Here is a 25831-nt window from a genome sequence, read left to right as displayed (position 1 = left end):
CTTGAAAACATGTATAGTTCACATTAAAGAAGCGACACAAAAAGGATTTGCCGAAGCGGAATTCAGAGATAGTATTAATTTCGCTGTTCCAAGCAGTAAGACAAGAAGAGGACGAGTGTGGAAAAAGATTGCTCACACTTTAGATACATCTTGCAACCAAGCAATATTAACAAAAGACTTTAGAATCAGACGCCTTACCCCAAAAGAAACCTGGCGACTTCAAGGTTTCCCTGATTGGGCTTTTGAACGAGCAAGGCAGGTAAATTCAGATACACAATTGTACCGACAAGCAGGTAATTCTGTCAGTGTCCCTGTCATTTTTGCGATTGCACAACGTTTAAAATAACATTTCTTCATGGGGGACAGACTGCAAATCGGAAAAAAACACGCCAAGAAAATTTCAACATAAAATGATTCAAAATCTTTAATATGGGGGACCATTTCGTTGATGGTACCTTAGGTTGAAAAAAATATTTAAAGCGTAAAAGTACAAATCTAAATACTATAATAAAGCTAGGGGGTAATATGTCTCAATTTTCAAAAAACAATAAAGGGAGGAAAAGGAATGGGGAAGCATAATGTATTAAAAAGATTTGTTTCTGTAAGTAGCATTATCATATTAATGTCCATCGGTTTATGGTTTGTAGGACCGACAAATAATACCGAAGCAGCAGGAGCACCTTGGTTCTTTACAAAATATGGACCTACTAAAATACCGGTAGGCTCTCAAAAGGGTTATTTTAAAGTAAAATTAAATAGCTTAACAAGGTATGATTTAGCTGGGAATCGGTTAGCTAGCCCTCATCCAGAAGCTGTTACAGCACAACTTTGTTCAACAAGATGTACATCGGTAAAGAGTTTTTCAAATGGTTCCTATGTTGAGTGGACTGGTCTAAAACCGGGTGTTTATACTCTTGTTATTAATGATTCATGGAAAAACTATTATTTCTATGGAACAATCCTCACATACCGATCATAATAATTAGGTACACTAGTAAGCATTTTGCAACCCAAAACATAACAAAATGAACTAATCTTACCCCCTATTCTTATCAGGATAAGACAAACAATTTCACTATAATGTTGACTAAACTATTATTTGCATTATCTTTATGAAACAAAAAAGTAGTAAACCGGAAACTGATTTCTAAAAAATAATGGTATTATGTGGAGTAGCTATAAAAAAAGGTTCCCTCTTTCCGTCCTAGGGGACCTTTTTTATTGTACAGTGTTCGTATTAATTTTTTCTATTTCACAAGATATTGCTGCAACTCTTTTATTAACAGTTCAGCACCTTTTGGACTAAGAACAATCTTTCCGTTAGCTAGAGAATAATTTCTTTTCGAAACATCTCCTGTTATCATACATGCTTGGTGAGATTGATATTTTTGTAAAATGATCTTATCATCTTCCACAAAAATTTCCATTGGATCTTTTTCTTCGATCTCTAATGTTCTTCTAAGCTCCATGGGAATAACAATACGCCCTAATTCATCTACTTTTCTAGTAATCCCTGTTGATTTCATGAAATCCCACCTTTTATTAATCTACTCTTCTCCTATTTATTGTAATGGAAAATCACCGCTCGGAATAGTATGACATACTTAATGAAATATAATTGTCACACATAAGAAAAAGCCCTGTTATATAAACAGAACTTTTTCACACAATCGTATATCTGCTATCCTCTAAAACACATAAACTGGCCGTATCAATTTTCACATGGCATTTCCCAAATCGTCGTTTAACTTCTGATTTCAATTTCTCATTTGCTTCCTCTAAAGAACGTGCTGGAATGATTGCGGATTGTAAATCTCTCTCCTTGCCACCATACATCACTGAAAAATCAATTTCATATCGATGTAACATGGTGTCCACACTCCCTTTCTTTTCGATTTACTTACAAACCATTCGTGAATATGCCTTGTTCCGTATCTATTCAGTATTCAATAAAACATATGCAACAACCTGTACCAAAATCACTTTTTTATCTTATCCTCCTTGAAATGTATAGCTGCTATCAATCCATATCGTTCCTAGTTATCTCTCTAAATATTTTTCTATTTTTACACATGAGTTTATGAAGCTTCTCTAACGCCTCAACGATATATGCTGCATTATCTTTTGAAGTACGTTCTTTTCCTAATGTCTCTAATAACCAGGCATCTGCTGATATCGTATGGAATGAACGAAAAGCATTTGTTAGTTCCTGTTTATAATTTCTCTCGCAAACCACATCAATAAAATTAGGAATCCATTCTTTTGTTAAAGCAAGCTGTATATAAGCTTGCAACCAAAGGAAAGCTCGATATCCATCACTAGAACGATACAAAGCCAAAGACTCATATATCTTTGCTCCAGTGACAATAGATTGTCTTGTAGAACGATAAAAATGATCATATTTTTCTAAAACAAACAGCCCGCCACCACCACAGAAAATGACCAATCCTCCTTCTGTTTTCCATCGTGGACGTAATTTTTCCATTTCAAACTGTAAAAAACGATTCGTTTCTTGCAATTTCATATTGTTTCACCCTTTCATCAGTAATTTATTCCCATTTACTAAAAAGTGAGGTGGTATTTCCAGATTTCTTTCAGGAATCCCCTTTAACGTGTTTAAAAGCTTTATAACGAACGATTAATCAATCGATACCAAATGTATTAGGATAATCTGTAACATTTATTACAAACGAATCTGAGAAGTCATTTTCTTTGAAAAGGAAACTTTTTTTGTCTGTAATCATATAAGAACTGTTTTCCAACACATGCAATGGAAAATCCAGCTACAAAAGACGCTGCACTGATTCTCACCAAACGTTGCCAATGATTTTCTTGCAAATAGTGATCCGCAAGATACATACAAATAACAGTCCAAAGAATAATCCAAAAACCATACTCATCATATTTTCCTTGTTCTAATTTTGTTTGTTGAAACGGATATACTTGAATACATAAAAAGGCTATTAGTAACACCAATAGCCCAATTTCTGTAGAAATCATTTTGCATCTCCACCTTCTTATTCTGAAACAGAACGAATTAAGGCCCTTCCATTCCAGAGTGAATTTGAAATTCATAATTCTCAACAAACCATTTCTCACCCTCTAATACTAAGTTTAATTTCATCGAATGTTTTTCTTGTTGCTCTGTTCCGTCTACTTTCACAATATAATCATATTTAACCGTTACATCTGCCTTGTTCTCTGCTGTCTTGATATAATACATATCTGTGATTTTAGCTTTTGATTGAACATGCATCGAAGAATCATTCGTATGTCCATGTGCATCTTCTGTTGGTACCTCAAACAGTTTCCTCTTTGCTTCACCGGTTACCATTCCCTTGATTTGTTCTATACCTGGCTTTTCCTTTTCTTTGCTATCATGTTGTATAAGAAGCTCGACAAACCGTTTCGCAACCTCTTGCCCTTTATCCTGTGTATTTTCTTTTAACACTGTAATCCGTTTATTCAGCGTTGTATTTTCTGCTTTCAGTTCTTTTACTTCTTCTGTCCATTTCTTCTCTGTTCGTTCTACTTTCTTTTCTAATGCATGGTTATCCCTCCATAGCCATATGCTCACTACAACCAATACAATGATGATGAAAACTGTTATCCCTTGTTTCACTTCCATTCCCCCTTTTTCTTTTGTTATTGTGGCAAGAATGGTGACGGATCTACTTGCCCAAACTTAAATGATGTTTTGATCTCAAAGTGAAGATGTGGCCCTGTGACCTGCCCTGTCTTTCCGCAAACACCTACTTGCTGGCCGGCACCAATGTTTTGTCCTTCCTGGACTGTAATAGACGACATATGACCATATAAACTCCAATATCCATTTTGATGATTAATAACAACTAAATTCCCGTTTGGATAGGGAGCGGTCGCCTTGGCTAATTGCTTAGCTAGGTTTACCGTCACCCCTCCTCCAGAACCGTACTTACAAGTCTCCCTGTATACGGCTCACTATCATTCTTTTAATGAAGAGTTCCCTTGTGTAATCTTTTGTGACAGTCATTTCCTTGACCTGGTCCACAAAGTGCTATTGTCCGTCTGTTTCTTGATATCATTCTTTCTTCCCATTTCTCGAGCTGTTTCTTACGTTTGATATCTTTTAGTTTTCGGACGTGGTGAATCTCGAGTTTCACACCAGTAGCACCACAATATTCACATTTCTCTGCTTGTAATCTTTCAATCAAACTGGTTCTTCCTGAATATTTCAGCGTATTAGGGATTGTATCTATTTCTTTTGAATCGGATAATTTTGTAACTTTTTTGAACGATTTAATCAAACGTTTTTCTTTCATACCTGATTTCGTTTGGTATTCAACAGTGAATTCGCCGTTTTTGCTGTACTTTGCGATGATTTTCTTCATGGATTTTCTATATTTACTTGCAAATGTTTTGTACATGCTATATTCCACAAAGTAAGCCATTTTGTTTAGTACACTCACGTTATTTGCTATTTTGTAATATTCATAAAAACCCCTTAATTCACTGTCGTACACATTTATAATCTCCAAATCATCTATCGAAATAAGTTCTGTTCTACATTGTGATATCCATTGCTTACCATCCATCTTTACCATTTTCTTTTCTACAAGTTTTTGCACCCATTTTTCGTATGGAACGTACAACAGGATATTCCCTTGGAATCTTTGGTAAAACCCCCTACTAGTTTTTCTTTTGTAGGTATTTTGCGTTGTGATGTCATATCCAAGGAACCTGGCTTTTTTCTTATTGGCGTTAGTAATATATGTCTTTGATTCTGATAACTCTATCCGAAGATTTATGTCGAGAAATTTTTTGACTTCCCTTTTAATCTCTTCAGCATCGTTTTTACTTCCTATAACCCCGATGATAAAGTCATCTGCGTAGCGAACATATTTCATTCTCTTGAAGGTGCTGTCCATAGGATTTAGAGCTGGAACACTTTCTCGCTCTTTATATATTTCAGCTTTTTCTCGTAGGTGGGCTTCTCTTTCTTCACCAGTCATTTCTATCCATTCATTCTCTGATTTTTTCAACTGACTTAGTCTCTTTTCGAAACTTCTGTATTCTTTTAACCGCTGTCTAGTCTTTCCTTGATTAAACGTGTCTATAAATTGCTCCATGAATACATCAAGTTCGTGTAAATAGATATTAGAAAGAATAGGACTGATAATCCCACCTTGCGGTGTTCCACTATATGTGCGATGATACTGCCAGTTTTCTAGGTAACCTGCTTTAAGAAATTTCCATATAAGCTGAATAAATTTTTCGTCTTTGATTCGTTTGCGTAGTAATTTTATTAGAATGTGATGGTCAATGTTATCAAAGAATCCTTTGATGTCACCCTCTATGAACCATTTAGCACCAGTGAAATTCTTTTTTAGTTGAATTAGCGCAGTGTGACAACTTTTGTTTGGTCTAAATCCATGAGATGTCTCTTTAAAAACAGGTTCATAAATCGCTTCTAACATCCTTCTCACGACCTCTTGTACTAACTTGTCATCGACAGATGGTAAACCTAATGGTCTTTTTTTATCACTATTTTTCTTCTCAATGTAGATTCTTTTAGATGGATTTGGTTCATAGCTTTGATTTTTCAATTGTTCAATTAACCGTTCTATCCGTTGTAAACTCATTCCGTCTATTGTTTTCTGATCTGAGCCTTTTGTCATGTTTCCCGGATTTTTACTTAGCTTCCCATACGCTTCTAGGAAAAATTGTTGGTTATATAGATTCCTATATAGCCTTTGAAATATATATTGTTGATTGCTTTGAGATTTCTTCATTAAATTGTCTATTACGACCTCTGGAATTTGCATGAAGCATTCCGCTCCTTTCCGATTTATAATAAGACTGAATGACTTGGTCCCTTCGCCATGTACAAGGCTTTCCCTTGCTCAGACTACTACGGACTCTCCGTTGCCTTATCAGATATTCGAACATCTACATGCTATAGCTCTTCTGAGCATTCTGACTTAGGCAATCCCCATTTAGACATATAAGAACATAGGCTTGAATTGATGTCGGATGCGACTTTCACCATTTCATGTTAATTACAAGTGGATAGTCACTAAGGTTAAAGTTGTCTATTGGCTACGGTGATAGACAACATATGACTACTAGACGTTTTATAGTTACCTTCCGTCTACCGCTTCGCTAGGCGTCCTCTGGTTATCGTTCACGCAATCCAGCATTCATCCTCATTCAATTCTTTTCATCTAGCGTTTCAGTTGTGCTTGGGTAACTTAGCAACTTAACGCGTTGCAAACATGCTGTACTCCCCCTTGAGTTTCCTCTTAGGATAAGTTTGCTGATGATAAGGAGTTACACTAACCTCTAGTTCCTTACGGGTTGCCCAGTTCCCGTATTCTTATATGCCCTTATGGGCGCACATAGCCGCCGAACCCCGAACCGGATTCCCCAAACTTCGCTAATTCCACAACGCCATTTTTCGACGCGGCAATTGCAGTGACACCGTCTTGGCAAGAATAATCGATGCCTTTATGGATCGTACCCCAACGTGGACCATACGGGCTAGTAATGGTTGTTTGTGCAATGGGGCGAATGAAACCTTGTGAACTTGCCGCGCCCGTATCTACGACACCGCCCGGCTTCCCTGCTTCACAATTAAAGGTAAGCCCTCCCATATCGGAAGCAAACTTCTTCACCAATGTTGGCCACAGTCCATTTGTGCCATGTGGATCATTGGCTGCGCCAGGTGGTGCATACTTCGCACCAATAGCATCAATTGTTGTAATCCCCATTCCGATATAGTTTTTATACAAGTTTTTTGCCATTGCATTAATGCCTTCGTCAAGCGTTGGAAACTTCATAAATCCCTTCATTTGAGAACTGCCAGGATCCATGATCCCCCCTGGATTGTTATAATTCTTTACCGCATTTGAAGTACCATTCCCCGTTTCTAATTTCGCAATCGCGGCCAATAAAATCGGATCAATTTGATTTTGCGTTCCAGCATTTAAAAAAGCCTGTGCTTTCCCTGTAAATACACCGCCTAGATGTGGTTGCAATTCCTCTGGTGCCACTGTCTTCCCGCCTGGGCGACACACCGTCATGCCATTGCTCTGTATAGTAGGCGTTGCTTCTTCCTGCTTTCCTATGTCTTGCCCAAGTAAGATAAATAAGAGGAATCCAAAAAATATCAGCACTCCTATGATTAAAGTCGAGCTACTAAAGAAAAGAGCCAGTAACCAAGATTTCTTTTTCTTCTTTTTCTTTTTTTCTTTGTAGTTCTGGACAATCTCTTCTTGTATCACTTTATCTACAGCTTCTTTCATTTGTGTTTTCATATCATCTCTCCCCCTTTGTCGCTATGAAAATGTTATGTGTTGGCATATCGTCTGTATATCACCATGTACACAATGGCTAAAATGACAGGAATCGATGTAAATATAGGAAATCCGATTGTTAAAAAAGTAGATTGTTGGGATTGAACAAAACCTAGTAACCCAAAATGTCCGGTTCCTACAAACCAAACAAATAATGCAAGTTGAGGAATTCGTGTCATGTAAGAACGTGTTGTTTTTTGTATGACCTGGATCAGAAGTAAGATCAACATGTACCAAATCAGCAATATGGAAACAATCCAAAACATCGTACTCGCTTGCCATTCCTGTTTTAAAAAGAGTGTGATCAGATTCATCCAACCTAAAAAACCAATACAAAGAAATAGACCAACACTCGTCATCTTTATCACCGTTAACCCTTTGTGTTTCATTGTGTATGACACTCTTTTTCTTCTATATTTGTAACCTTGCATTTCTTATAAGGAAGTAAAGCCCTATGACACTAGGACTTTACTCATCTTCAGGTGATTGTAAGCTATCTAAATTCTTGAAACCTTGTGAAGGAGGATTCCAGTTTTCACTTCCGGCTGCTAAAGAATCCCACTGTAAATTTGGTGTATCTGATAGTTCAATATCCCATTCTGAAACAGGCTCACTATCTTTTTTCTCCTTTGCTTGCGCCAAATTTGAAATGGGAACGGATTGAGTTGGAATAGAAAAACTAGATTCGTCTGATGCTAACACTTGTTCAGTTGACTCGACATCTATATGAGTATTCTGTGGAAGAATGCGCTCTGTTTCGTCTGCTTTTACAGGAATCTCTCCTGGAATCGTGTCACTTACTAACGATGAAGTCGTCTTTTCTGTACGTGGAACAATGACACCATCGTCTGTTACATCTGCACGAATTTCCCCTGGAATTATATCTGTTGGGACCTCTTCCGTTCTAATTTCTTGTGTTGGAATATTTGTTGGGATTTCCTCTGTTGTAATGTCTTGAGCGGATATGTCTGTTGGGATTTCTTCTGTTGGAATATCTTGTGGTAATAAATCTGTTGGAATTTCCTCCGTTGCCAGTTCATGCTCCGATAAATTTGTTGGAATCTCCTCTGTTACAAGTTCTTTGGTATCAAGTTCATTTGTAGGATGCTCCACAATTTCAATTGTGTCTAGTTCATCATGTGGTATATCTTGCACATCATCTTCTAATGTAGTAGGCTCTCCAACCATTTCTCCCTCTTCTTGTAGAGATACAAGTTCTTGATTGGGTACCATATCGTGATCTTCTAATGGTGTTGTTTCTTGCTCATCTTCTAATTGCTCCTGGTCCTCTTCCAGTTGCTCTTCTAATGCTTCTTTATCTAAACGAATTAAATTATGTCGTAATGCCGCATCTTCATCTGATTGGTCTAACTCTTCCTCAATTTCATCTTTTTCTTCTTCATTTTCTGGCTCTTCTTTCTTATCTTGATCTTGCAAGGAAATGAGATTTGATTTCTTTTTGTCCATTTCTTCTTTTGACAAATTCTTCGGTACATTGGCCTTTATTAGCTGTTGTTCTTTATCCTTTTCTGATTGATCATCTAACGCCTCTACTACTCCTCCACCTGCCGCTGCCAATTCAGCCGCTGAATTAAAGTGTCCTCCAATTTTATCTCCAACACTGGATAGCGTATCTCCAGTCAATTCCTTCCCTTTATCAACAAACCGTTCTGTCATAAGAGAAATATCTGTTGCAACTTGATACACACCTCTTACTTTTTTAAATGAAGCAACAAGGCTATCTCTAAAGATATAACATAAAACGAATACAAGAATTTGAAGAACCATAGTCGATACATAACCTGCAATTCCCGCTTCTGGTAGTACGTATAACAGCTCCGCAACAGTAAAGATAATGATAAGCAAGGCAGACGCAAAGATTTTTAGAGCTAACGGTTTTACCCATTGTTTTGCCCAGCTTTCCATCACACGTCGATTCCCTGGTAATAAAGCAACTGCCATCACTATAGGTGCAATAATACTCATCACCATAAACCATAGTTGGAATGCTACAATCAGTAAACAAAAGACGATTACTGGAATACCTGCAAATGCATTGACGATATAGTACATGAGTGTAAATACCAATCGATCACTCACCGACGACAACACCATCATTTTATTTCCATTTTGAATTTCTTTCCCTACTAATTCATTTCGCTCTTTTCCAGGTGGTTTTGCTAGTAATTCATCAACTCGTTTTTCTCCAATTTTCTTCTTAGAATCTTCCCCATACTGCAAGAACAAGTACGGCCTTTCAACTAATAAATCCCAAATTTGTTTTTTTACTGAAAAAATCGCATCTAATTTCGAACGCCCTGGATCTCCCGCAACTGTTCCTGTCGCTTTCGCTAATACTGTTGTACTAATTTCAGAACTAATTGTATTCGCACTCTTCAGTATCGTGCTGGCATTCCCGATATAGACTATAATAAAGGCAATGACTAAAACTGTTTTGACTAATTCGTTTAAGCCAGCTGTTGGTTGACGTTTTATAAAGAAAACATATCCTGCATAGCAGGCAGACAAAGCACATGTGATTCCGATAATCGCTGGAAATAATCCACTTTCTAAAAATCCTTTCTTTCCGACACCTGCGATATTTTGCATAGCCGCTGCAAGTTTATCAGCCACCGCATCTACAATATCTAATTTCAACGCTTGATCCACTAGAAAAATTGTCAATTGACCTAAAATTACATTCAATTGAAATGCCATATTCGCAAACCATTGACATACGGTATATAGCATTCTTTGTAAATCTTTCCCTATACTATCGTCTCCAAATAAATAATCCCAACCTTTTTCAAGAATACCCTTATCCTCTTCTTTTGGCTGATACGTATCTATTTCATAATACTTATCCTTGTAAATTCCATCTGTATACCCTTGAAATAAATTGTTCGAAATCCGACCTGTCCCTGTTTTGTTTTTCTCTTCCGCTAGGGTCACTTGTGACCCTAGTGGAAGAAGGAAAAAGACAAAAATCATACAAATCGAAAGAAATTTCTTCATTCTTTTTGCCCCCAATTATGGACACGAACTGGCTTCACACTTCCCACAATGGAATTTAAACTGTTATTTAAGTCCCATGCCCATTCATAATTTTTCCATTTCCCATCTTTCTCATCTTTTACCATTCGAAGGTACAACCCTCTTTGTGTTTCTTTCACTGGATCATAATATTTAATTCTGTAATAATATTCGCTCGCTTTCTCCTGTAAATCATATCGATCTACATCATATCGCTTTCTCATTTCTTTACTAATTCCAGGATGATTTATTCCCTCTTCTCCAAAATCATATTTCTTATATTGCAAGTCATTTAACTTTTTCGTATCCATTTCAATATAAGCTTTTAAATATTCTACTGCGGCTTTATCCGCTTCTTTCATATCTCGTTCCTTTTGACTTTCTTGCTGTGTTGCGTTACTTTTCGTTTCATTTCCACACCCCGTTATACCCGTAATCATCAACATTCCTGCGACACATAATCCAGATAATTTGCGTAAAGTTTTCATTTTCCCATCCTCCATATACAGATAATTTAGAATACTCTTATCTGTATTGTAATACGAATTACGCCAATTGTTGCGCACGTTCTTCATCCGTCTTGGTGGAGGAATCAAAGGCTGTCAATAATTCTTGGAAAACCGGATCAATATCGACGACTGCTGTTCGACCAAAAATATCCTGGAACAATGCTTGCCCGCGATGTAATCCGCGTAATCTCGTAATATTTTCTTCTGTGACTGGCAAATTATAATAACGTAACATTTCTTTTGCCTCATCATCATATTTCAGTGCAAAACAGAACTTCATCCCCACATTGGCAATTTCTTTATTTTCAGATTGATAGTCAGAAGCATTTTGGCTTCCAAGATATAGGCCAGTGTTATGATAACGACCTTCCCGAATAATTTTATCGGAGGAAGCCGCTCCCTCTTTATTCTTCAAGATACTTGATGCTTCATCTTGTACATACACTTTGAAAATACTACGGTCTGAATGCATCAGTGACTTACCAAATGCCGCCAAAGCAATTAAGATACTTCGAGACAATTTATCTGTCACACTTTCATTTTTCTCTTCTGTTTTTGGAATACGTAAGTGCTGGATTTGTAAGACTTGTAATGGACGTTCTAAGCTCAATACGCGATAATTTTGACCTGGTCTTCCAAATAATAAGTCTCCCAACTGTATCCCTTCTAATGTTGCTAGACGGTTTGTGAGTGCATTTAACTTTTCTAATTCACTTGCTAATATATTCGGTTGTAATTTCATTTCCTCTAGCTCTAATCGAACCAACGTCATACATGCTTCTTTTTTCTCTGCTACCTTTTCGATGGCAGAATATAAATAGTCATACCTTGTATCTTCTAAGCCAACATTGGATAAAAACGTTAAGATTTCAAGTGCTAAACTCTTCGCATCTTCTTTTGTTGCGCTAATACGGAATGGATCTAAACAACCCGCATCTTCTTTACTTTTACCAAGCGTCCAAACTTGCAATGTTTCTTCATTAAATCCTGGTAATAACTCTGGCCATCTGGTGCGGTCGCCCTTCGGATCAATGACGAATGCTCTTCCTCCACTCATGACAATCCAGAATACTAAGAGGTTCATTAAGAATGACTTCCCTTTTCCCGTTTGTCCGGCAAACATAACCGATAAGCTATCAAATTCCGTCACAATATGCCCAAGTGCTTTCGCGGCTAAATCTGGGCGAATAAAGACCGGACGGTTCAATTTGGTTGTTTTCCCAATATAGAAGCCTTGGTTATCACCAATTTGTGTTGTCGCCCCAAACATTCCTTGTGCTAACACGCCTGGTTCTACAAATAATTTGAAATCTGTATTGTAACGCGTAGAACCTGGTAAGAACTCATAGAAGTAAGCGAGCTGCTCCCCGTATGGATTGACTAATTCAATTTTCATTTTTCGGTATTCTGTAATGAGCGTATTTACACGTGATTTTAATGTTTTCTCATCTTCGGCATACACGCAAAATAGTACACTTAGCTCATAGCCGGGTGCCCCTGTGGTTTCAAAGCGATCTTTTACAATCTTGACCCCCTTTGCTTTTCGCTCAATGGTTAAATCCGTTGTACGCCCTCCCACCATTGCCTGGCGGCGTTGATCATTTAACTCTAACTCACTATTGGTTAATTTTTGTGTGACTAACTGATTTTCTAAATGATATGCACGCACACTCATCTCAACTGGAAATTTAAGTGATTGCGATTGTAAGCGATAAATCCATTCCCCTCCTGGAAAACTGGAGATTTCCGGCATGCTTTTAACTGCTAAAAAAGCCACATGCATGTTTTCGATTTCGCCTTCTTCATTCTGTCTCTCTAATGTAAGAGATCGCCCTAGGCTTTCATCGATCACACAATCTGTAAGGTGAATCATTTCTTGTAGATTTGGACGGCGAACTTTTACTGGTTTTCCTTCTTCATTTTTAAGGGTAAGAGTAGATCCTGTTTTCCAGTTTTTCTCTACATTCGGCTCTTTCATGCCACGTGTGAAATTATGTTGGAAGAGAAATCGAATCGATGCTGGAGTAGCACGATGGGTGTTCCGAAACGCCCCCCTCACCTGGTTATATAACACTTCCTCTACATCCAGATACTTTTCTATTTCTTCTTCCAAAATATCTGTTACGTTCATGCCCGATACATTGTGAGCCGTTTCAGAGAAACCTTCTTTTAACTTCTTCATAAATTTCCAAGTTTCTACGACAGGGTTTCGAATTTGTCTTTCCTTTTGCTGTGGATTTAACTGTACAAGGATATAAAAGCGGTATTCCATATTCTCTTTCGCAATGGATGCATTGCGTAAATACTCTTTCATTTTCGTAAACAGATAGCGCCCAGCCGGTGCCATTGGTCCTTTTAAATTTGCGATATGTTCATCTAAAATTTCATCTGAATTTGTTGTACGAGGAATAACAAGTAAGTGGACATCATATTCTTGATGGGTAAAAAGTGCGAGTTGGTTACGATAATACATTTTCTTTGTACTTTCATCTTGATGATCGTATTCAAATCCATCTACTTCATAGACACCAGATACTTTTCCATCTGTACTAATCGCAAGATTTCCTTCAATGTGTTTCAGTGGATTTCTCTTCATGCTTCTTAACATATTCCAACTCCTCCTTTGGTGGTAAAAATGTAAGGGTATACGCGTGTATATCTTGTTCTTCTATTGGAATAGAAACTGTTCTTTCTTCTTTTACATCATCTGCACTGTATTGCACGCATACATGACCACGAAATACATGTTTTTTTAACTTTGGTAACGCAACAAGCCGGTTACTTTGATGCTTCCGTAATTTAAATGTGACCCATGAGCGAATAAAGGCGAAAAAAGATTTCCCATCCGTTTTGTATTTATCAACGCCCCATACAAGGAAGAAGGGAATGACCCCATAATAAACAAGCCAAGCACTATCGATTAGATCTCCCAGAAGCCATTTAAAAGGAGGGAGGAAGCGGAGCGCGACTAGCCCCGCCTCTACCGCTGCAAAATATCCGAGTGCCCTCCATGTCACAGCTCGTGGAAGTCGATATCCCATAATTTCATATTGTCTTCGCATGTAATTCATATAACTGCCAAAGCAATATACGAAAATGGAAGACGATTCTTTTTCTTTCATACAGCTTCCTCCTTTTTGTCATCCACTTACATGCCTGCTAATCCACCCAACCAAGTACCAATTGCTTTCAGTGCGTCTGGCTTGTTAATGAAGAAGGCAATCATACCGCCACCTACAACCAATGTCACAACCAATCCCCATGCACGTTTTGCCGCTAAAATCAGCGCCACAATGATAAAGGCACAATATAATGCGTAAGTCCCTTGCGTTTTAACCGTCTCAAGAACCTTTTCTAACCCAAGCCCTAACACCAAGCTATTCATCATTTCTAACATATACATGCTCCTCTCTCTTCCTTAATTTTGTAAATCTGTTACCACAAATTGTTTGCCATCTTTTTTCACAAACAATGTGTATACGGCTCTCATTTTTGTTTCAGAGTGCGCATCGATCAGCAATACTTCTGCATGCACCTCATACGTGCCTTTTGTTTTTCCTGGGTACACTTTGGATGAATTGACTTTTTCAAACTTCATTGCCCCCTCTAAACCTTTGATTCTAGGATTATCTAGGACATAAGCTAATTCTTTTTGTGTTGAGGTTGTATACGATTTAAAAAATGTTGGTAAAAACTCGCGAACCTCTTCTTTTGTAGATACATCTTTTATTTCTTCTCGTTCGCTTTCTTCTTCTTTTATTTTTGCTTTTTCAGCGACTTTCACGATATGTGGAAACCCATTTACAACAAATGCTTTCTCATCGGATTGAACAGGAACGGATACTTGTTGTACAACTTCTTTCACTTCCTCCCCGCTATTATCTGGTTTCATCCAATGTAATTTATATCTCACTTTGAAAATGATGTTTGCTTCCTTTTCCTTTGTTTCATCTACTTTCAAAATGGTTGCGTATAAAAAAGTGGAATCCCACTGTAAACTTCCTGTATCTAATCCAACTTGGGAATCTAATGTCTGAACGATATACGGTTTTAAGCGTTCCGCTCGCTTTTTCTGGCCTTCTTCTCCCCTTTGCCAGGTAAAATACTCTTTGACGAATCCGCGTGCAAATTCAATAGCTTCTGGGCGTGTCGCAAGGTTTTGTTTTTGTGTCACTTGTTTCGGAATTGTACTTGCATTTGCTTTCGTATCCGTTTTTCCTTTTATAACAGTTGTTACAGATACAATGAGCATCCAACTAAAAAGAATCCAAAACGCCCATTTTCCAATTAAACGCCCTCTATATGAAGGAATCTGAATGGATTTTCGCGCCTTTCCTTGCCTATTTTCAAACGTTTTTTGAAACCACTGTTTGCTCTTTTGCCACATGAACATCCCCCTTTTCTTCTAAAATCCCAATCCCGCAATCTTAGGAGCAATCTCTGCAATCTCTTTTGTAAAATTTATTAGAATAAGCAAATACATCCATACCACCAAGCTTAAGATGCAGGCTCTCCATTTTTTCAGCCTAATGCAAAGTACAATGAATACCATCATTACAACACTGAGTGTGATACTTGCAAATACAGGATTTCCTAGCGTAGACTCAATACCAATAATCGGCACCATCCACCCTCCTTATCGATCCATCATTTTATATACGCCAACCGCTACAAGTGCGAGAATTAACACCCCTTCCCATCCTTGTGTATGATAAATCTCTATGACTTTACTTTTAATAGCTTCCCAAGCCTCATGCGATCCTGGTACCCTTTCAAACACCCAATCTGAAAATACAACTAATAGAAAAATACTAGCGCTTATCGATAAAATAAACCGAAACACATTCTTAGAACCTCACTTTCTCGATAGGGTTTTGAATATTCCGATAAATATTCCCGAATGGATCTTGTAATATATCTTGAAACAGTGTGATATACACTGGAATTTCTGGACTACTTACCCCTTTCAAGTAGCGAATCAATTCTTTTTCTCTACTTTCACTACCTGCGACAAATATTAGGCGCCATATTGAGATTTCGTATCCCATACCAGCATGTGTCTGATATTCTGTCTTTTTTCCTTCTTGTGTCATGAAATCGTTATAACGGATAATCTTTTTTTCTAATACTTCTTTTGATCCGTAGGAACGTTCCATTTCCATGAAGATACCGATGTTTTTATCTATCGCTTCTTTTAATCCAATTACCGCAACCCCATCTGGTCGTATCACTCGACTTTTTCCTTTTGCATATTGAAACGTTGCCCGCGGTTCGTTAATCCATTCTTTTAATTCCAAACGCTCTTCCTGCTTAGAAATTAATGCCATGGCACATTCGACTTTCGCTAACATTAAGCTGTGATACACAAATGATGCGGAACGTTGAGACCAACTGTTTTTCCAATGAACACTCCCTCTCAACCCACGAACCGTTTCTACTCCTTTGGTCGCAAGCGTATATACATTTTGTGGTCGTCCAGATTTACGAACTTGGGTTCTTGAAACAGGTATCGGAAGTAATTCATTTTTTAAATACTTTTCTTGTACCAAACGATTCAGACGGTAGTATACGGATTTTTTCTTATGATTCGGATATACTTTTTCCGTTATATACTCCATATCGACATAGATGTGATTGTGTATATCCATGAGTAAGTTCTGATCTTCTTCCAATAGCAACATACTGCACATAATCTCTACTCCTTTTCCCACATATCTAAAATGCTTTTTTCCCCTTTCATAACTGCCTCCATTTCATCTTCAACCTTTGGTGGATTGGTGATTGGCTCTTCTTTTTGAAGTTCAATTTCCGATTCTTTGGTTTGTGTTTCTTGGTGTTTGACCTCTTGTTTTTCTTCTGTTTTGACTTTTATTGTTGCGGTAACTTGTTTTCGAAATGGGATAATTTGCGCTTGATGCGTGGACTCGACTGGCTGATTTTCCAAAACGTTTTCTTCTACTTCTTCATTGGAAGATGTCTTTTTTTCTAACTCATCTAAACCCGATGTCACAACAGGTTCTTCTTTGGTTAAGTTGACTTTTTCGGCTTGCATATACTTGCCTTTCCCATATAGGAACTCATCAATTTCCTTGTCAATTTCTGATCCAGATTTCCCGCTGCTACGTTCTAACTCTTGAATTTTGGATTTCGTCCATTCATTAGATGCTTGAATTTCTTTTTCCCTTTTGAAATTGGCAATTGCTCCACTTGGCAAGTATCGTTCCAATGGCGGAACTCGTATTGTGCACCACACATTTTTCGCATCACCGTCAATGTAATCTTGTGTTTGAATCGCCACAACTAAGTTAGGAAGATTTTGCAAATACTCTGTACGGAATTGTTTTTGCATAATGCCTTCTAATGTTTTAGCGGAATTGAATCCTTGCCTACATACAAAGTAATTTCCACCTGCTTCTGTTAACATATCTGTCAATTCTCGATCTAGCTGCCCTGCTACTTGCTGTGTAATGACCCAAAGTCCAAAACCATGTTTCCGATCTTTCGCAATGATTTTCGGCAGAACAGGTACCTGTACATCATGTGCTTCATCTATAACTCCTAAATGAAGCTTAGAGCCATGTGGCCGCTGCTGTGCGATGCGGTGATATTGATTACTGATATAACCAACTGTGAGCTGAATATCTTCTTTACTCATTCCTGCTAAATCATAAAAAATGATATGTCCCTCATCCATCCATTTTCGAATGTCTAATGAAAAACCTGTTTGCCCATACATCCGCTTTAAATACAACGTATTACGGAAGATATCTAATCGATTTAATATCGCTTGCGTGCTATCTTCTAACGCGTTTCCTACTTCATATTTCCAAAAATGATCATAATATTTTTTCTCTGGTCCTTGTAAGTTGGCAATGACGTTTGCACGAAACAATTCATCACTAATAAATAATGGGACACTTAAAATGGTATGTGTTTGGCTTCCGTCACAAAGCAAGGTACCAATAATCGCTCGTAATAATCGTTCTGTTTGTTGCGCTTGCCCTTGAATCATTAACCGAATCATTTCCATGATAGACTCAACAACCGTCTGAATATCTTCTCCTGGAAAACGATGAAACAAATTCAAAGCTGGTGGATAATTCGTATTGCGAAAACGGATAAAGTGAACCTTACTCCAATCAACCTGTTTTCCATCTTTTTCTGCCTTTAACAGCCGATTAAGCGCTACATATGCCAAGTCTTCTGTCGGATCAAAAAGAGACATCCCGCCCGCTTCATTTGGGTTTTCTATCCACTGATCAAAGACACTTTGCATGAGCATCATCGCGATGGTACTTTTACCAGAACCAACTTTCCCTGTAATGTAACCATGATTCTTGAAAAACTCTTCTCGAATTTTTACTAAACGATCTTTAATATAAGGATGCATCACATGGCCAATTGAAATCCCTTCGGCCAACAAATCGTCTGGTATCATGTTTTCCCCTTTATCCAGATACAAAATGTTTCGCTCTGTCTTGCTGTTTTTGTCACCTGTCACATTAGGAAGATGGAACAAGTTTAAAAGCTCTGATCCCGTCCATACCATTTTCCCATATACGGGATGTGGTACAGCTGACATACAGCGTCTAAAACGCCTATACCGGAGTTCGTTCACATCTGCCATGATACTTGCTACCATATGTCCTAAATTCTTGATAACTGGTACGCCGGGATAATGATCACTTGCAAATGAAACAGATACTTGGAACGCCACTTCATTCTTCGAAAAGCGTTTATTTAATGCTCGTATTTCTTCTTTTTCAAAAGCATCTAAACCATGTTTTTTCTTTTTTCGAATTGCTTTTTCTGCTTTCCGAATCCCTTTTGTTAGCCGATATCCGTTATCTGGTGAAAAAGCAATGTCTATCCATGTTCTTTCCTCCATTGCACTTCCTAACATCGGTAATACATCACGTGTATAACGGGCTAATGATAAAGTTGCATCTAGGCGTTTTCTCTTTAACACCATCCGTCCTCCCACTGCTTTTCTTGTGGGAAATGGCATTTCTTCTTTTGGGATTGTATACACTTCACTATTGGTATAGGCACTTTTCATTGCTTGCACAATCTGTTTTAATCCATCCTCTGGACCACCTACATAGTAGCGAACACGCTCTTTTGGTCCTTCTGGACGATACATCACCATGCGGTACCAATCACGCCCTTTTAATAGACGATCTAACGGCTTACGACCCGAACCATGTACATGCCGAATCATTTGTCCTAGTTTATCTGGTGTGACTTCATCCTCAATATGAGGAATAAATAACACGTATCGATATCGTTTCTTTTCAAAATACAGATGCACATAATGCAAAATCATTCGGAACACAATGGACAACAGTACAAGCAAAGCAATGAGCCTTACAAATCCAACTACGGTTGGCACCAGCTTCATGAGTTCCGCTAGGATTCTTTCTTTTGAGAACCAGACAAATCCAATCGCTCCTACTCCTAAGAGCACTTTCCAGTTCTTTTCAACAAAGTGTTCTAGTTCTTTGTCAAATTTGCTGCGCGCCACGCCTTCACTTCCTTCCTATCTTGCAATTTCATGGCTTACGCGAGTTCTAGTTCTTTTTCTTGATGTTTTTGTATTCGTTGTTCTGCTAATTGAATCCATATGTGAGGTTGTTGATTTGCAAATTGAGGTTTCTTGATTTGATCTAAAAATAATTTGTATTCGAAGAGTTCTTGTTTAATTTGTTCGATATCTAATTCACCATCTATTGTGACTTGTTCTTTCCAAAATGCTTCCCAACACTCATGACGATTGATGTACATCTTTTTCCCTCCTTTCTATTTCAAATCGCATGTACCAGCCTCAATTGCATCCAATAGTTGAGATGTCTTGTGAAGCATGTTATTTACAACCATTGTTTGTTCTGGTGCAACAGGATGAAGAATATTCATTATGCTTTTACTCAACTCTTCTACTACTTCAAATTCCTTTCTATTTTCTAAGAAGGATGTTTCACCATTTCGCTTTTTTCTAACCAATTTTGTTGCTACTAAATCAATCTTGATTTCTAATTGTTCTAACACCTTATCTGCAAGTACCTTTTCGTTTGAATTGGCCATACATCTTTCACATCTCCTTAGCTTATTTTGTATGGAGAATGCCCTTAGAAAGAGCATTCTCTAATCAACCAAACTTGTTTCCATTCTTAATTTTTTCATGAAAATTCGCTTTCGGATCTGCAACTATTGTTCCCTTGTGATGCTCACTGGCTAATGTCATCAACAGATTTGAAAATGCCATTCCTCTTCCTTGGACTCCTGCCCAATCTGGTGATACTTTTGTTGCATGGATACGATTGTTCACTTCCCGTACTCTACCGATATAAAAACCACGTTTGCTACGCATATGTTTGATTGGTTTCACTACAAATTCCCCTTTCATTCATTTATCTTTTTATATTGTTAAATAGAAATACTTTATATTCTTATGCGATGAGTGGATCTAATTCTAAATACACATCAAATTTCTCTACAAGTGCTTCTGGTATGGCTTGGAAGCTTGCAAAAACTCTTGTATCTGCTTGCTCTAGTTCATCTAAGAATACAAGAAATTTTTCTGGATCTTGAAAGTACCACTTTAAGCCTTCATCTATAATGACAACATCAGATTGTTTGCATCGCTCCTGTTCTGTCTGATTTAGAAAAGGTTTTTCGGCCAATGAAATAATCTGAAACTCTTTCTTATGTTCGAAATACTCATCATATCCATCTAACACAACAGCTTTTTGATTGGCTTCTGCAACCATTTTAAGAAGTTGTTTCATTAACCTTGTTTTCCCTGTTCCTGTGCCGCCTCGTACCAAGATATTTCGATTATCTCCTGCGAATACAAACTGATGACTTATTCCTTTTGAGCCCATTACAAATGAATTTTGCTTGCTCATATCGTACCATTTAGGTTTTAAAAACACTGGAGGTTGTGCACTTCTTCCGATAAACGTTCCGTTCATGAAAATCGCACCTTTCTTTTTTTATTTTTCCTTTATGATGCTATTAAATCTAATTCTTCTAAGTCTGTAGCGAGAATCGCTACTTCTTTTTGGTGCTCTTGAAATAGAACATGTTGAATGTTTTTTCGCAACTGAAACCCATCTTCTGGCAATGCTAACAAATACGATTTTGTGTATTTGATTCCATCGATCTGATAATGTACATCAAATATGCACATGACATCCCGCCCTCCCATATTAGTTGAGAGTAAATTTACATTTCTTCTTTTGCTTCTTTACGCTTTCTAAACGCATAAACAGCTGCGATACCACCAAGTGCTACACATGTAGCGCCTATCCATATCCAATATGGATTTTCTGCTTTACCACCTGTTGTTGGTAAATAACTGTCTGTTTTCTTAGGTTGTTCTTTCGGCTGTTCTTTTGGTTGCTCTGGTTGATGTTCTGGCTGTTTCACAATGTTGTGTGGTTTCTCTGGTGTTGGTACAGGTTTTTCAATCACCTGTGGTACTTGTGGTTTCTCTGGTTGTGGTTGAGGTTGTTCCGGTTGCTCTGGTTGAGGTGTCTCTGGTGTTGGTGGAACTTCTTTTTTCTTATCTTGTACAGTATGTTTGATAATTTGGCCATCTTCTTTAATCTCAAAAGAGAAAATTTCTTCATTGATTAAATAGCCTTCTGGTGCGAATGTTTCTTTGTATGTGTACTTTCCTGCTGGAAGTTTTTCAAACTTCGCAATGCCTTGCTCGTTTGTTTTTCCTTTTACTACTTCCTCGCCTTGCTCATCGTAAATTGTAAACTCTGCACCTGGTAACTTGTTGTTTCCATCCGCTACATCTACCTTTGTGATCTCTAAGCTGCCTTTTGCTTGGGTATTCTTCGCAACCAATTCAATTGTCTTGCCGTTTTCCTTGATGCTAAAAGGAATTGGCTCTTTCATAAGAATGTAACCAGATGGAGAAGTTTTTTCGATAAATTGATAGTTACCAAATGGCAAATTATCAACTTTGATGACACCATTTTTATCAGTGGTATGCTCACTAATCGGATTTCCTTTTGCATCTGCAAGTGTAAATACTGCACCTTCTAATTTCTTTTTCCCGTCTTGATCTACTTTTACAAGCTGTACATTTCCTTTGATTTGTACGTTTTTCATTTCAATGACAGCAACTTCGCCTGTTTTTACTTCAACAGTTTTAGGAGCTGCATCTAAAACATATCCTGTTGGTGCTTTCACTTCTTTTACAATATATGAGCCGATTTCTAAGTTTCCAAGTTCAGCTACACCATTTTTATTAGCTGTAATCGTTCCCATAGATTGTTGATTGCTATCGAAGACTTCAAATACTGCACCTGGAAGTGTTTTTTGATTTTCATCCACTTTCATTACTTTTAAGGCACCGTTTGCTTTCCAATACACTTTCAAATCTTTACTTACTTGTTCTGTACTGCGCTCTAATAGGCGTACCGCCAACATTTTAACGAAAATATACGCTAAGCAAATTTCGACATGAAAAACCATTGATGTTACTACTCTAAGCGATATGAACAATCTCAAAAACGTAGGTATTTGAGACAAAGGCGCTTCAATGTAAAAAGTGTTGAAAATAGCTTCAAGAGTGTCTCAAAACTCATCTTTAAATCAAAATCTTAATTCAAATTGTGTTAATGGGTTTTGAGAATCTCTTAGAGTATAAAAACGTTAAAATGTGCGTGCTACCCCTAATAATACAGTTGCATCTTGAATCGTACTTGTTCCTTTGTATACAACAGCTTGGTAATTCGTTAGGTTTGAAACGACTTTTAGAGATAGTTCACTACTCTTGGAGGATTTTGGTACTTGAATACGGAACTTTTCTCCTAGTTGGAACGTTTCTTTTACCTCACCTTGTTCTGTGACAACTTTTGTACCTTCTGGTGCATTGTTCATTTGTACTTTGAATGTACCCTTTTTCGCATTGGTTTGAACTGTATAGGTTGTTGTTTCAAAGTATTCACCGTTCAACTTCGCTTCTTGTTTATCAGTTGGAACCACATTCATGTATACATCCTGTGTCTCCTGACTTTGATCCGCTGCATGAATGATTGCTTTTGCCGCTTTTTCTACAGCTTTGTTTTTGAACTGTAACTCTCCCACTGAAATTTGCCCCAGTGCATTCCATAGTGCCAGCTGCGTGGCATAATGTGCCTCTTGCCACGTAGAAACTCCTAATTGCTCTGGGCTTTTTTCTGGATAACCATTTAACAGTACTCGATATGAAATATCGTCTGTTTTCCCTGTCTCGGGTAGGTCATCGCCATTGGGAGACTTTAAGCCGTAAACCAGACAATAAGCAATTTGACCACTTGCGTTTTTTAGAAGCTCTGTACGGACATCTTTTCCATACTGTGGACTATACGCCCAATCCATCGAATACCTTTCACGATTGATTACTTCCGCACTTGCTTTATTCATTGGAATCAAGAAGCTCATAACCAATAAAAGTACACTCGTGACGAGTAATAGTGCTTGATACGATCGTTTCAAAACCATTTTTTACAGCTCCTTTAGAGTCATTAAGTTTTCAAAGAACAGTTAAAACACAATTTTTTTATGGATTTCGATTTATACAATTCGTGCTCGATAATAAGTAGGTATAAATAATTCTTCAATCGGTCGATTATAAAAAGCTGCAATACTATGTGCACGTTCAGCAATTGTGCTTTTTCTTCCAGATTCAATAGCCTGTAGTACACTTTTATTTAAATTTAAATCTACTGCAACTTTTTTAAGAAGCATACCTTGTTCATTTCTAATTTTTTTAATAATCGAAATTCTTTGTTCGTATTTATTCATTCTCTCACCTCCTTAACTACATAATAAACACCTTAAAGGTGTCTGTCAACACTTAAAGTGTAAATTTTGAACCTAAACTTCCTACATTAAGTTTTTTAACATTTATTATAATAAGTATAGGAGTGATTATTGATATGAAAAAAAATATACTGGGGAAAAATATAAAAAAGCTCAGAACCATAAGAGGTTTAGATAGGTATGAGTTAGCGGCGGATCTCAATACGACTTACAGAACTATTTCTAGCTGGGAAACAGGAGAAAAAATACCACGAATAAATAAAATACATGAAATTGCTAATTATTTTAATGTTAGTGAAGCATATTTATTAAACCATATGATAAGCGATGATGAACTTCTTCAAAGAGTAGAAGGAGAAGAAGATCCTGTCCATCGCTTATCACAATTGCTTTATGATAAATACATGAGTGTCCCAGATGAATATAAACCATATATAGAAAAAGAATTACTTAGATATGCGAATTTTCTGTTAATAGAGGTTGATGAAAAAGAAAAAGGAAAACAACTGAAAAAGTGACATAGAAATTTATTTTTTGGAGATATCTGCACATAAATCTATCCAATCTCCTAATGCTTCTAAATCAATATTCTCAAGAATTTTTATTAGTAAATCTTTGTCTAAGATCATTAAACAACGCCACCTTTTATAATTTTGAATTTCATAAATTCCTGCTTACGTACTAATAAAATCCTTTATAAAATCACAAAAGACATCGTATTTACGACGTCTTTTGTGATTTTATATATTTTCATTTTGTTATTGCTCTACATTCCGCCCCCGGGATCAGTCATCATCATAAGGTTATTGTTTTTTTGCAATCCTTGCGACTCAAAATGTACATTTTTTATTTGTTTGTATTTATTTGTTAATCCTAAATTCACGCTACTGTTTAGAACTAAAAACGACATTATCAGCATAAAGATAGCTTTTTTCATTTTTAAAATCCCTTTCCGATACTTTGAATACTTTTCTCTCTATATTCATTAAAGATTTGTTGTGCAAATCCTGCATAAAAAAAATCATTTTTCGACTTCATTGCATCAATAGCCCTTGAAATTTCATTTAAATCATTATTAGCCATCCCCCTATAGACGCGCTGAATCGGACTTAAGCATTTGTTTTTTTGTTCAAGGTAATCTAGTAACTTATTAGCTTGAGCTTCTTGATTATCCTTGATGAAATACAAGCTTTTTTCTGCAATATCTAATGTATTCATATCAATTTTATCAATGTCTTTCCACTTTATTATTCTCAAGAAATTTAAAGTGTTTAATGCAATTTTATATTTATGTTTTTCTCCTAGAGACGCTAAAACATTACAGGCCTTTTCTAAATAATAAAATGCATCCTTTTCATTTGAAAATAAATTACTCTCTCCCACCCTACTATCTATCACAGCTTGCATTACTGGAAAAAAGTTCAAATCATCAAACTCCATTAAACCTTTATAAACATTTTGAAAACCAACAATATCGTTTCCTCTTAATACCCCATAACCCCAGATACTTTCTATCCAAAAATTATATAACTTCTTTAATTCTTTATTTTTTATTAATTTTAAATTTTTTTCTATCCTCTGTTTATACGTTCCCATTAAATCGATTTTTCCTAAATCACATAAGATTAACATACTTAATATGTCACAAAACATACCAACTTGGAAATGTTTTTTATTATTTAATGGTCTCGAACTTTCAATTTCTAAAAAGATTTCTTCCAATCCCTTAGATTCATTTAAGCGGTATTTAAATAAACGAAAAATCTTAAAACATCTCTGCACTTCTAATTCAGAATGATTTTCACATAAATCAATTATGTAATTTAATAATTTGTCAAAACCATTTAAATGTGCAATTAGAAATGCTATTTTCACATTTAGATTTTGTCTACTATGTTTCTTTAAATGTTGAATAAGATCATCTTCTTGAATATTCCGATCTAAAGGAGACAGTTTTACTGAAATTTTTAGTAGTGAGTATATCGAAATATTTTGCCCTTTTGTATACCAATTTGAGAATGTAGTTTCTGGTATACCTAATTCTTGTGCAACTAATTTATGTTCCAACTTAGAAGACTCTAGATACAAGTGCATTCTTTTATGTATATCAAACATAGAAATTCACCCTTTTAA

27 protein-coding genes and 4 pseudogenes are annotated in these 25831 nt (G+C 36.8%); 3 read left to right on the top strand and 28 right to left on the bottom strand.

The genetic code is table 11. The features are described from left to right. The first annotated feature begins 1 nt into the window (after nucleotide 1). Together HRG09_RS21005 and HRG09_RS21000 are read left to right on the top strand one after the other, a co-directional pair. Nucleotides 2-346, top strand: coding sequence for a DNA cytosine methyltransferase (locus HRG09_RS21005; protein ID WP_174102790.1), 345 nt, complete (start codon nucleotides 2-4; stop codon nucleotides 344-346). Between the two features lie 219 nt (nucleotides 347-565). Continuing rightward, on the top strand, nucleotides 566-979 hold the full coding sequence (locus HRG09_RS21000; RefSeq protein ID WP_174102789.1) for a hypothetical protein: 414 nt from the start codon (nucleotides 566-568) through the stop codon (nucleotides 977-979). Between the two features lie 268 nt (nucleotides 980-1247). On the opposite strand, the gene HRG09_RS20995 is transcribed toward HRG09_RS21000, so the two are convergent. The 27 genes and pseudogenes from HRG09_RS20995 to HRG09_RS20870 all read right to left on the bottom strand — a co-directional run bounded on the left by HRG09_RS20995 (nucleotide 1248) and on the right by HRG09_RS20870 (nucleotide 23680). Then, the gene (locus tag HRG09_RS20995) at nucleotides 1248-1526 is read right to left on the bottom strand and encodes an AbrB/MazE/SpoVT family DNA-binding domain-containing protein (protein ID WP_174102788.1); all 279 of its coding nucleotides are present in this window, start codon (nucleotides 1524-1526) and stop codon (nucleotides 1248-1250) included. Between the two features lie 136 nt (nucleotides 1527-1662). Continuing rightward, on the bottom strand, nucleotides 1663-1869 hold the full coding sequence (locus tag HRG09_RS20990) for a hypothetical protein (RefSeq protein ID WP_174102787.1): 207 nt from the start codon (nucleotides 1867-1869) through the stop codon (nucleotides 1663-1665). A gap of 151 nt (nucleotides 1870-2020) precedes the next feature. After that, on the bottom strand, nucleotides 2021-2524 hold the full coding sequence (locus tag HRG09_RS20985) for a hypothetical protein (protein ID WP_174102786.1): 504 nt from the start codon (nucleotides 2522-2524) through the stop codon (nucleotides 2021-2023). A gap of 179 nt (nucleotides 2525-2703) precedes the next feature. Next, nucleotides 2704-3000 (bottom strand): hypothetical protein, encoded by a 297-nt coding sequence (locus HRG09_RS20980; protein WP_174102785.1) that lies wholly within the window; start codon nucleotides 2998-3000, stop codon nucleotides 2704-2706. 37 nt (nucleotides 3001-3037) lie between these two features. Next, the gene (locus tag HRG09_RS20975) at nucleotides 3038-3622 is read right to left on the bottom strand and encodes a hypothetical protein (protein ID WP_174102784.1); all 585 of its coding nucleotides are present in this window, start codon (nucleotides 3620-3622) and stop codon (nucleotides 3038-3040) included. 23 nt (nucleotides 3623-3645) lie between these two features. Beyond that, nucleotides 3646-3861, bottom strand: a pseudogene (locus HRG09_RS20970) (M23 family metallopeptidase); the annotation flags it as partial. A gap of 110 nt (nucleotides 3862-3971) precedes the next feature. Beyond that, complete coding sequence (locus tag HRG09_RS20965; protein ID WP_174102783.1) at nucleotides 3972-5804, bottom strand: reverse transcriptase/maturase family protein; 1833 nt, start codon at nucleotides 5802-5804, stop codon at nucleotides 3972-3974. Nucleotides 5805-6377: 573 nt separating this feature from the next. Then, nucleotides 6378-7283: pseudogene (locus tag HRG09_RS20960) on the bottom strand (glucosaminidase domain-containing protein); the annotation flags it as partial. Nucleotides 7284-7327: 44 nt separating this feature from the next. Beyond that, entirely contained in the window at nucleotides 7328-7723 is a 396-nt protein-coding gene (locus tag HRG09_RS20955) for a hypothetical protein (protein WP_174102782.1), read from the bottom strand. Nucleotides 7724-7802: 79 nt separating this feature from the next. Further along, a complete protein-coding gene (locus HRG09_RS20950; RefSeq protein WP_174102781.1) occupies nucleotides 7803-10349 on the bottom strand; it encodes a CD3337/EF1877 family mobilome membrane protein in 2547 nt (848 codons plus the stop codon). Next, complete coding sequence (locus tag HRG09_RS20945; protein ID WP_174102780.1) at nucleotides 10346-10855, bottom strand: hypothetical protein; 510 nt, start codon at nucleotides 10853-10855, stop codon at nucleotides 10346-10348. Before HRG09_RS20945 ends, HRG09_RS20950 begins: the two co-directional genes overlap by 4 nt. Before the next feature lie 58 nt (nucleotides 10856-10913). After that, the gene (locus tag HRG09_RS20940; protein ID WP_174102779.1) at nucleotides 10914-13484 is read right to left on the bottom strand and encodes an ATP-binding protein; all 2571 of its coding nucleotides are present in this window, start codon (nucleotides 13482-13484) and stop codon (nucleotides 10914-10916) included. After that, nucleotides 13444-13998, bottom strand: a complete 555-nt coding sequence (locus HRG09_RS20935) for a TcpE family conjugal transfer membrane protein (RefSeq protein WP_174102778.1) — start codon at nucleotides 13996-13998, stop codon at nucleotides 13444-13446. Before HRG09_RS20935 ends, HRG09_RS20940 begins: the two co-directional genes overlap by 41 nt. 26 nt (nucleotides 13999-14024) lie before the next feature. Beyond that, complete coding sequence (locus HRG09_RS20930) at nucleotides 14025-14279, bottom strand: TcpD family membrane protein (RefSeq protein WP_174102777.1); 255 nt, start codon at nucleotides 14277-14279, stop codon at nucleotides 14025-14027. 15 nt (nucleotides 14280-14294) lie between these two features. Further along, nucleotides 14295-15263, bottom strand: coding sequence for a conjugal transfer protein (locus tag HRG09_RS20925; RefSeq protein ID WP_174102776.1), 969 nt, complete (start codon nucleotides 15261-15263; stop codon nucleotides 14295-14297). 18 nt (nucleotides 15264-15281) lie between these two features. Further along, entirely contained in the window at nucleotides 15282-15500 is a 219-nt protein-coding gene (locus HRG09_RS20920) for a hypothetical protein (RefSeq protein WP_174102775.1), read from the bottom strand. A gap of 12 nt (nucleotides 15501-15512) precedes the next feature. Next, nucleotides 15513-15719 carry a hypothetical protein gene (locus tag HRG09_RS20915; RefSeq protein WP_174102774.1) on the bottom strand — a complete coding sequence of 69 codons (207 nt, stop codon included), beginning with the start codon at nucleotides 15717-15719 and terminating at the stop codon, nucleotides 15513-15515. A gap of 4 nt (nucleotides 15720-15723) precedes the next feature. Beyond that, the gene (locus HRG09_RS20910) at nucleotides 15724-16566 is read right to left on the bottom strand and encodes a replication-relaxation family protein (RefSeq protein WP_174102773.1); all 843 of its coding nucleotides are present in this window, start codon (nucleotides 16564-16566) and stop codon (nucleotides 15724-15726) included. Nucleotides 16567-16571: 5 nt separating this feature from the next. Next, entirely contained in the window at nucleotides 16572-19400 is a 2829-nt protein-coding gene (locus tag HRG09_RS20905; RefSeq protein WP_174102772.1) for a type IV secretory system conjugative DNA transfer family protein, read from the bottom strand. A 35-nt stretch (nucleotides 19401-19435) separates the two neighbouring features. Next, a complete protein-coding gene (locus HRG09_RS20900; protein ID WP_174102771.1) occupies nucleotides 19436-19660 on the bottom strand; it encodes a hypothetical protein in 225 nt (74 codons plus the stop codon). 15 nt (nucleotides 19661-19675) lie between these two features. Then, nucleotides 19676-19957 carry a hypothetical protein gene (locus HRG09_RS20895; RefSeq protein WP_174102770.1) on the bottom strand — a complete coding sequence of 94 codons (282 nt, stop codon included), beginning with the start codon at nucleotides 19955-19957 and terminating at the stop codon, nucleotides 19676-19678. 64 nt (nucleotides 19958-20021) lie between these two features. Beyond that, nucleotides 20022-20261 (bottom strand): hypothetical protein, encoded by a 240-nt coding sequence (locus HRG09_RS20890; protein WP_174102769.1) that lies wholly within the window; start codon nucleotides 20259-20261, stop codon nucleotides 20022-20024. Between the two features lie 61 nt (nucleotides 20262-20322). Next, nucleotides 20323-20847: a type IV secretory system conjugative DNA transfer family protein gene (locus HRG09_RS20885; protein ID WP_174102768.1), complete on the bottom strand. Its 525-nt coding sequence runs from the start codon at nucleotides 20845-20847 to the stop codon at nucleotides 20323-20325. A 32-nt stretch (nucleotides 20848-20879) separates the two neighbouring features. After that, on the bottom strand, nucleotides 20880-21065 hold the full coding sequence (locus tag HRG09_RS20880; RefSeq protein WP_174102767.1) for a hypothetical protein: 186 nt from the start codon (nucleotides 21063-21065) through the stop codon (nucleotides 20880-20882). A 35-nt stretch (nucleotides 21066-21100) separates the two neighbouring features. Then, nucleotides 21101-22306, bottom strand: a pseudogene (locus HRG09_RS29725) (MSCRAMM family protein); the annotation flags it as partial. 267 nt (nucleotides 22307-22573) lie between these two features. Then, a pseudogene (locus tag HRG09_RS29720) lies at nucleotides 22574-23377 on the bottom strand (thioester domain-containing protein); the annotation flags it as partial. 72 nt (nucleotides 23378-23449) lie between these two features. Further along, nucleotides 23450-23680, bottom strand: a complete 231-nt coding sequence (locus HRG09_RS20870) for a helix-turn-helix domain-containing protein (protein WP_174102766.1) — start codon at nucleotides 23678-23680, stop codon at nucleotides 23450-23452. A gap of 128 nt (nucleotides 23681-23808) precedes the next feature. On the opposite strand from HRG09_RS20870, the gene HRG09_RS20865 reads away from it, so the two are divergent. Continuing rightward, nucleotides 23809-24216 carry a helix-turn-helix domain-containing protein gene (locus HRG09_RS20865; protein ID WP_174102799.1) on the top strand — a complete coding sequence of 136 codons (408 nt, stop codon included), beginning with the start codon at nucleotides 23809-23811 and terminating at the stop codon, nucleotides 24214-24216. A 421-nt stretch (nucleotides 24217-24637) separates the two neighbouring features. On the opposite strand, the gene HRG09_RS20860 is transcribed toward HRG09_RS20865, so the two are convergent. Further along, entirely contained in the window at nucleotides 24638-25813 is a 1176-nt protein-coding gene (locus HRG09_RS20860; RefSeq protein ID WP_174102765.1) for an AimR family lysis-lysogeny pheromone receptor, read from the bottom strand. Nucleotides 25814-25831: the final 18 nt, after the last annotated feature.

This window comes from Bacillus sp. Xin1 (assembly GCF_013314535.1).
GTDB lineage: Bacteria > Bacillota > Bacilli > Bacillales > Bacillaceae_G > Bacillus_A.
This window is presented reverse-complemented; position numbering and strand designations above follow the sequence as displayed.

What these genes read in the sequence shown, in the direction of transcription:
- HRG09_RS21000 (WP_174102789.1), top strand. Translation starts at nt 566, where the DNA reads ATGGGGAAGCATAATGTATTAAAAAGATTTGTTTCTGTAAGTAGCATT.
- HRG09_RS20995 (WP_174102788.1), bottom strand. Translation starts at nt 1,526, where the DNA reads ATGAAATCAACAGGGATTACTAGAAAAGTAGATGAATTAGGGCGTATT.
- HRG09_RS20990 (WP_174102787.1), bottom strand. Translation starts at nt 1,869, where the DNA reads ATGTTACATCGATATGAAATTGATTTTTCAGTGATGTATGGTGGCAAG.
- HRG09_RS20985 (WP_174102786.1), bottom strand. Translation starts at nt 2,524, where the DNA reads ATGAAATTGCAAGAAACGAATCGTTTTTTACAGTTTGAAATGGAAAAA.
- HRG09_RS20980 (WP_174102785.1), bottom strand. Translation starts at nt 3,000, where the DNA reads ATGATTTCTACAGAAATTGGGCTATTGGTGTTACTAATAGCCTTTTTA.
- HRG09_RS20965 (WP_174102783.1), bottom strand. Translation starts at nt 5,804, where the DNA reads ATGCAAATTCCAGAGGTCGTAATAGACAATTTAATGAAGAAATCTCAA.
- HRG09_RS20955 (WP_174102782.1), bottom strand. Translation starts at nt 7,723, where the DNA reads ATGAAACACAAAGGGTTAACGGTGATAAAGATGACGAGTGTTGGTCTA.
- HRG09_RS20950 (WP_174102781.1), bottom strand. Translation starts at nt 10,349, where the DNA reads ATGAAGAAATTTCTTTCGATTTGTATGATTTTTGTCTTTTTCCTTCTT.
- HRG09_RS20945 (WP_174102780.1), bottom strand. Translation starts at nt 10,855, where the DNA reads ATGAAAACTTTACGCAAATTATCTGGATTATGTGTCGCAGGAATGTTG.
- HRG09_RS20940 (WP_174102779.1), bottom strand. Translation starts at nt 13,484, where the DNA reads ATGTTAAGAAGCATGAAGAGAAATCCACTGAAACACATTGAAGGAAAT.
- HRG09_RS20935 (WP_174102778.1), bottom strand. Translation starts at nt 13,998, where the DNA reads ATGAAAGAAAAAGAATCGTCTTCCATTTTCGTATATTGCTTTGGCAGT.
- HRG09_RS20930 (WP_174102777.1), bottom strand. Translation starts at nt 14,279, where the DNA reads ATGTATATGTTAGAAATGATGAATAGCTTGGTGTTAGGGCTTGGGTTA.
- HRG09_RS20925 (WP_174102776.1), bottom strand. Translation starts at nt 15,263, where the DNA reads ATGTGGCAAAAGAGCAAACAGTGGTTTCAAAAAACGTTTGAAAATAGG.
- HRG09_RS20910 (WP_174102773.1), bottom strand. Translation starts at nt 16,566, where the DNA reads ATGTGCAGTATGTTGCTATTGGAAGAAGATCAGAACTTACTCATGGAT.
- HRG09_RS20900 (WP_174102771.1), bottom strand. Translation starts at nt 19,660, where the DNA reads ATGTACATCAATCGTCATGAGTGTTGGGAAGCATTTTGGAAAGAACAA.
- HRG09_RS20895 (WP_174102770.1), bottom strand. Translation starts at nt 19,957, where the DNA reads ATGGCCAATTCAAACGAAAAGGTACTTGCAGATAAGGTGTTAGAACAA.
- HRG09_RS20885 (WP_174102768.1), bottom strand. Translation starts at nt 20,847, where the DNA reads ATGAACGGAACGTTTATCGGAAGAAGTGCACAACCTCCAGTGTTTTTA.
- HRG09_RS20880 (WP_174102767.1), bottom strand. Translation starts at nt 21,065, where the DNA reads ATGTGCATATTTGATGTACATTATCAGATCGATGGAATCAAATACACA.
- HRG09_RS20870 (WP_174102766.1), bottom strand. Translation starts at nt 23,680, where the DNA reads ATGAATAAATACGAACAAAGAATTTCGATTATTAAAAAAATTAGAAAT.
- HRG09_RS20860 (WP_174102765.1), bottom strand. Translation starts at nt 25,813, where the DNA reads ATGTTTGATATACATAAAAGAATGCACTTGTATCTAGAGTCTTCTAAG.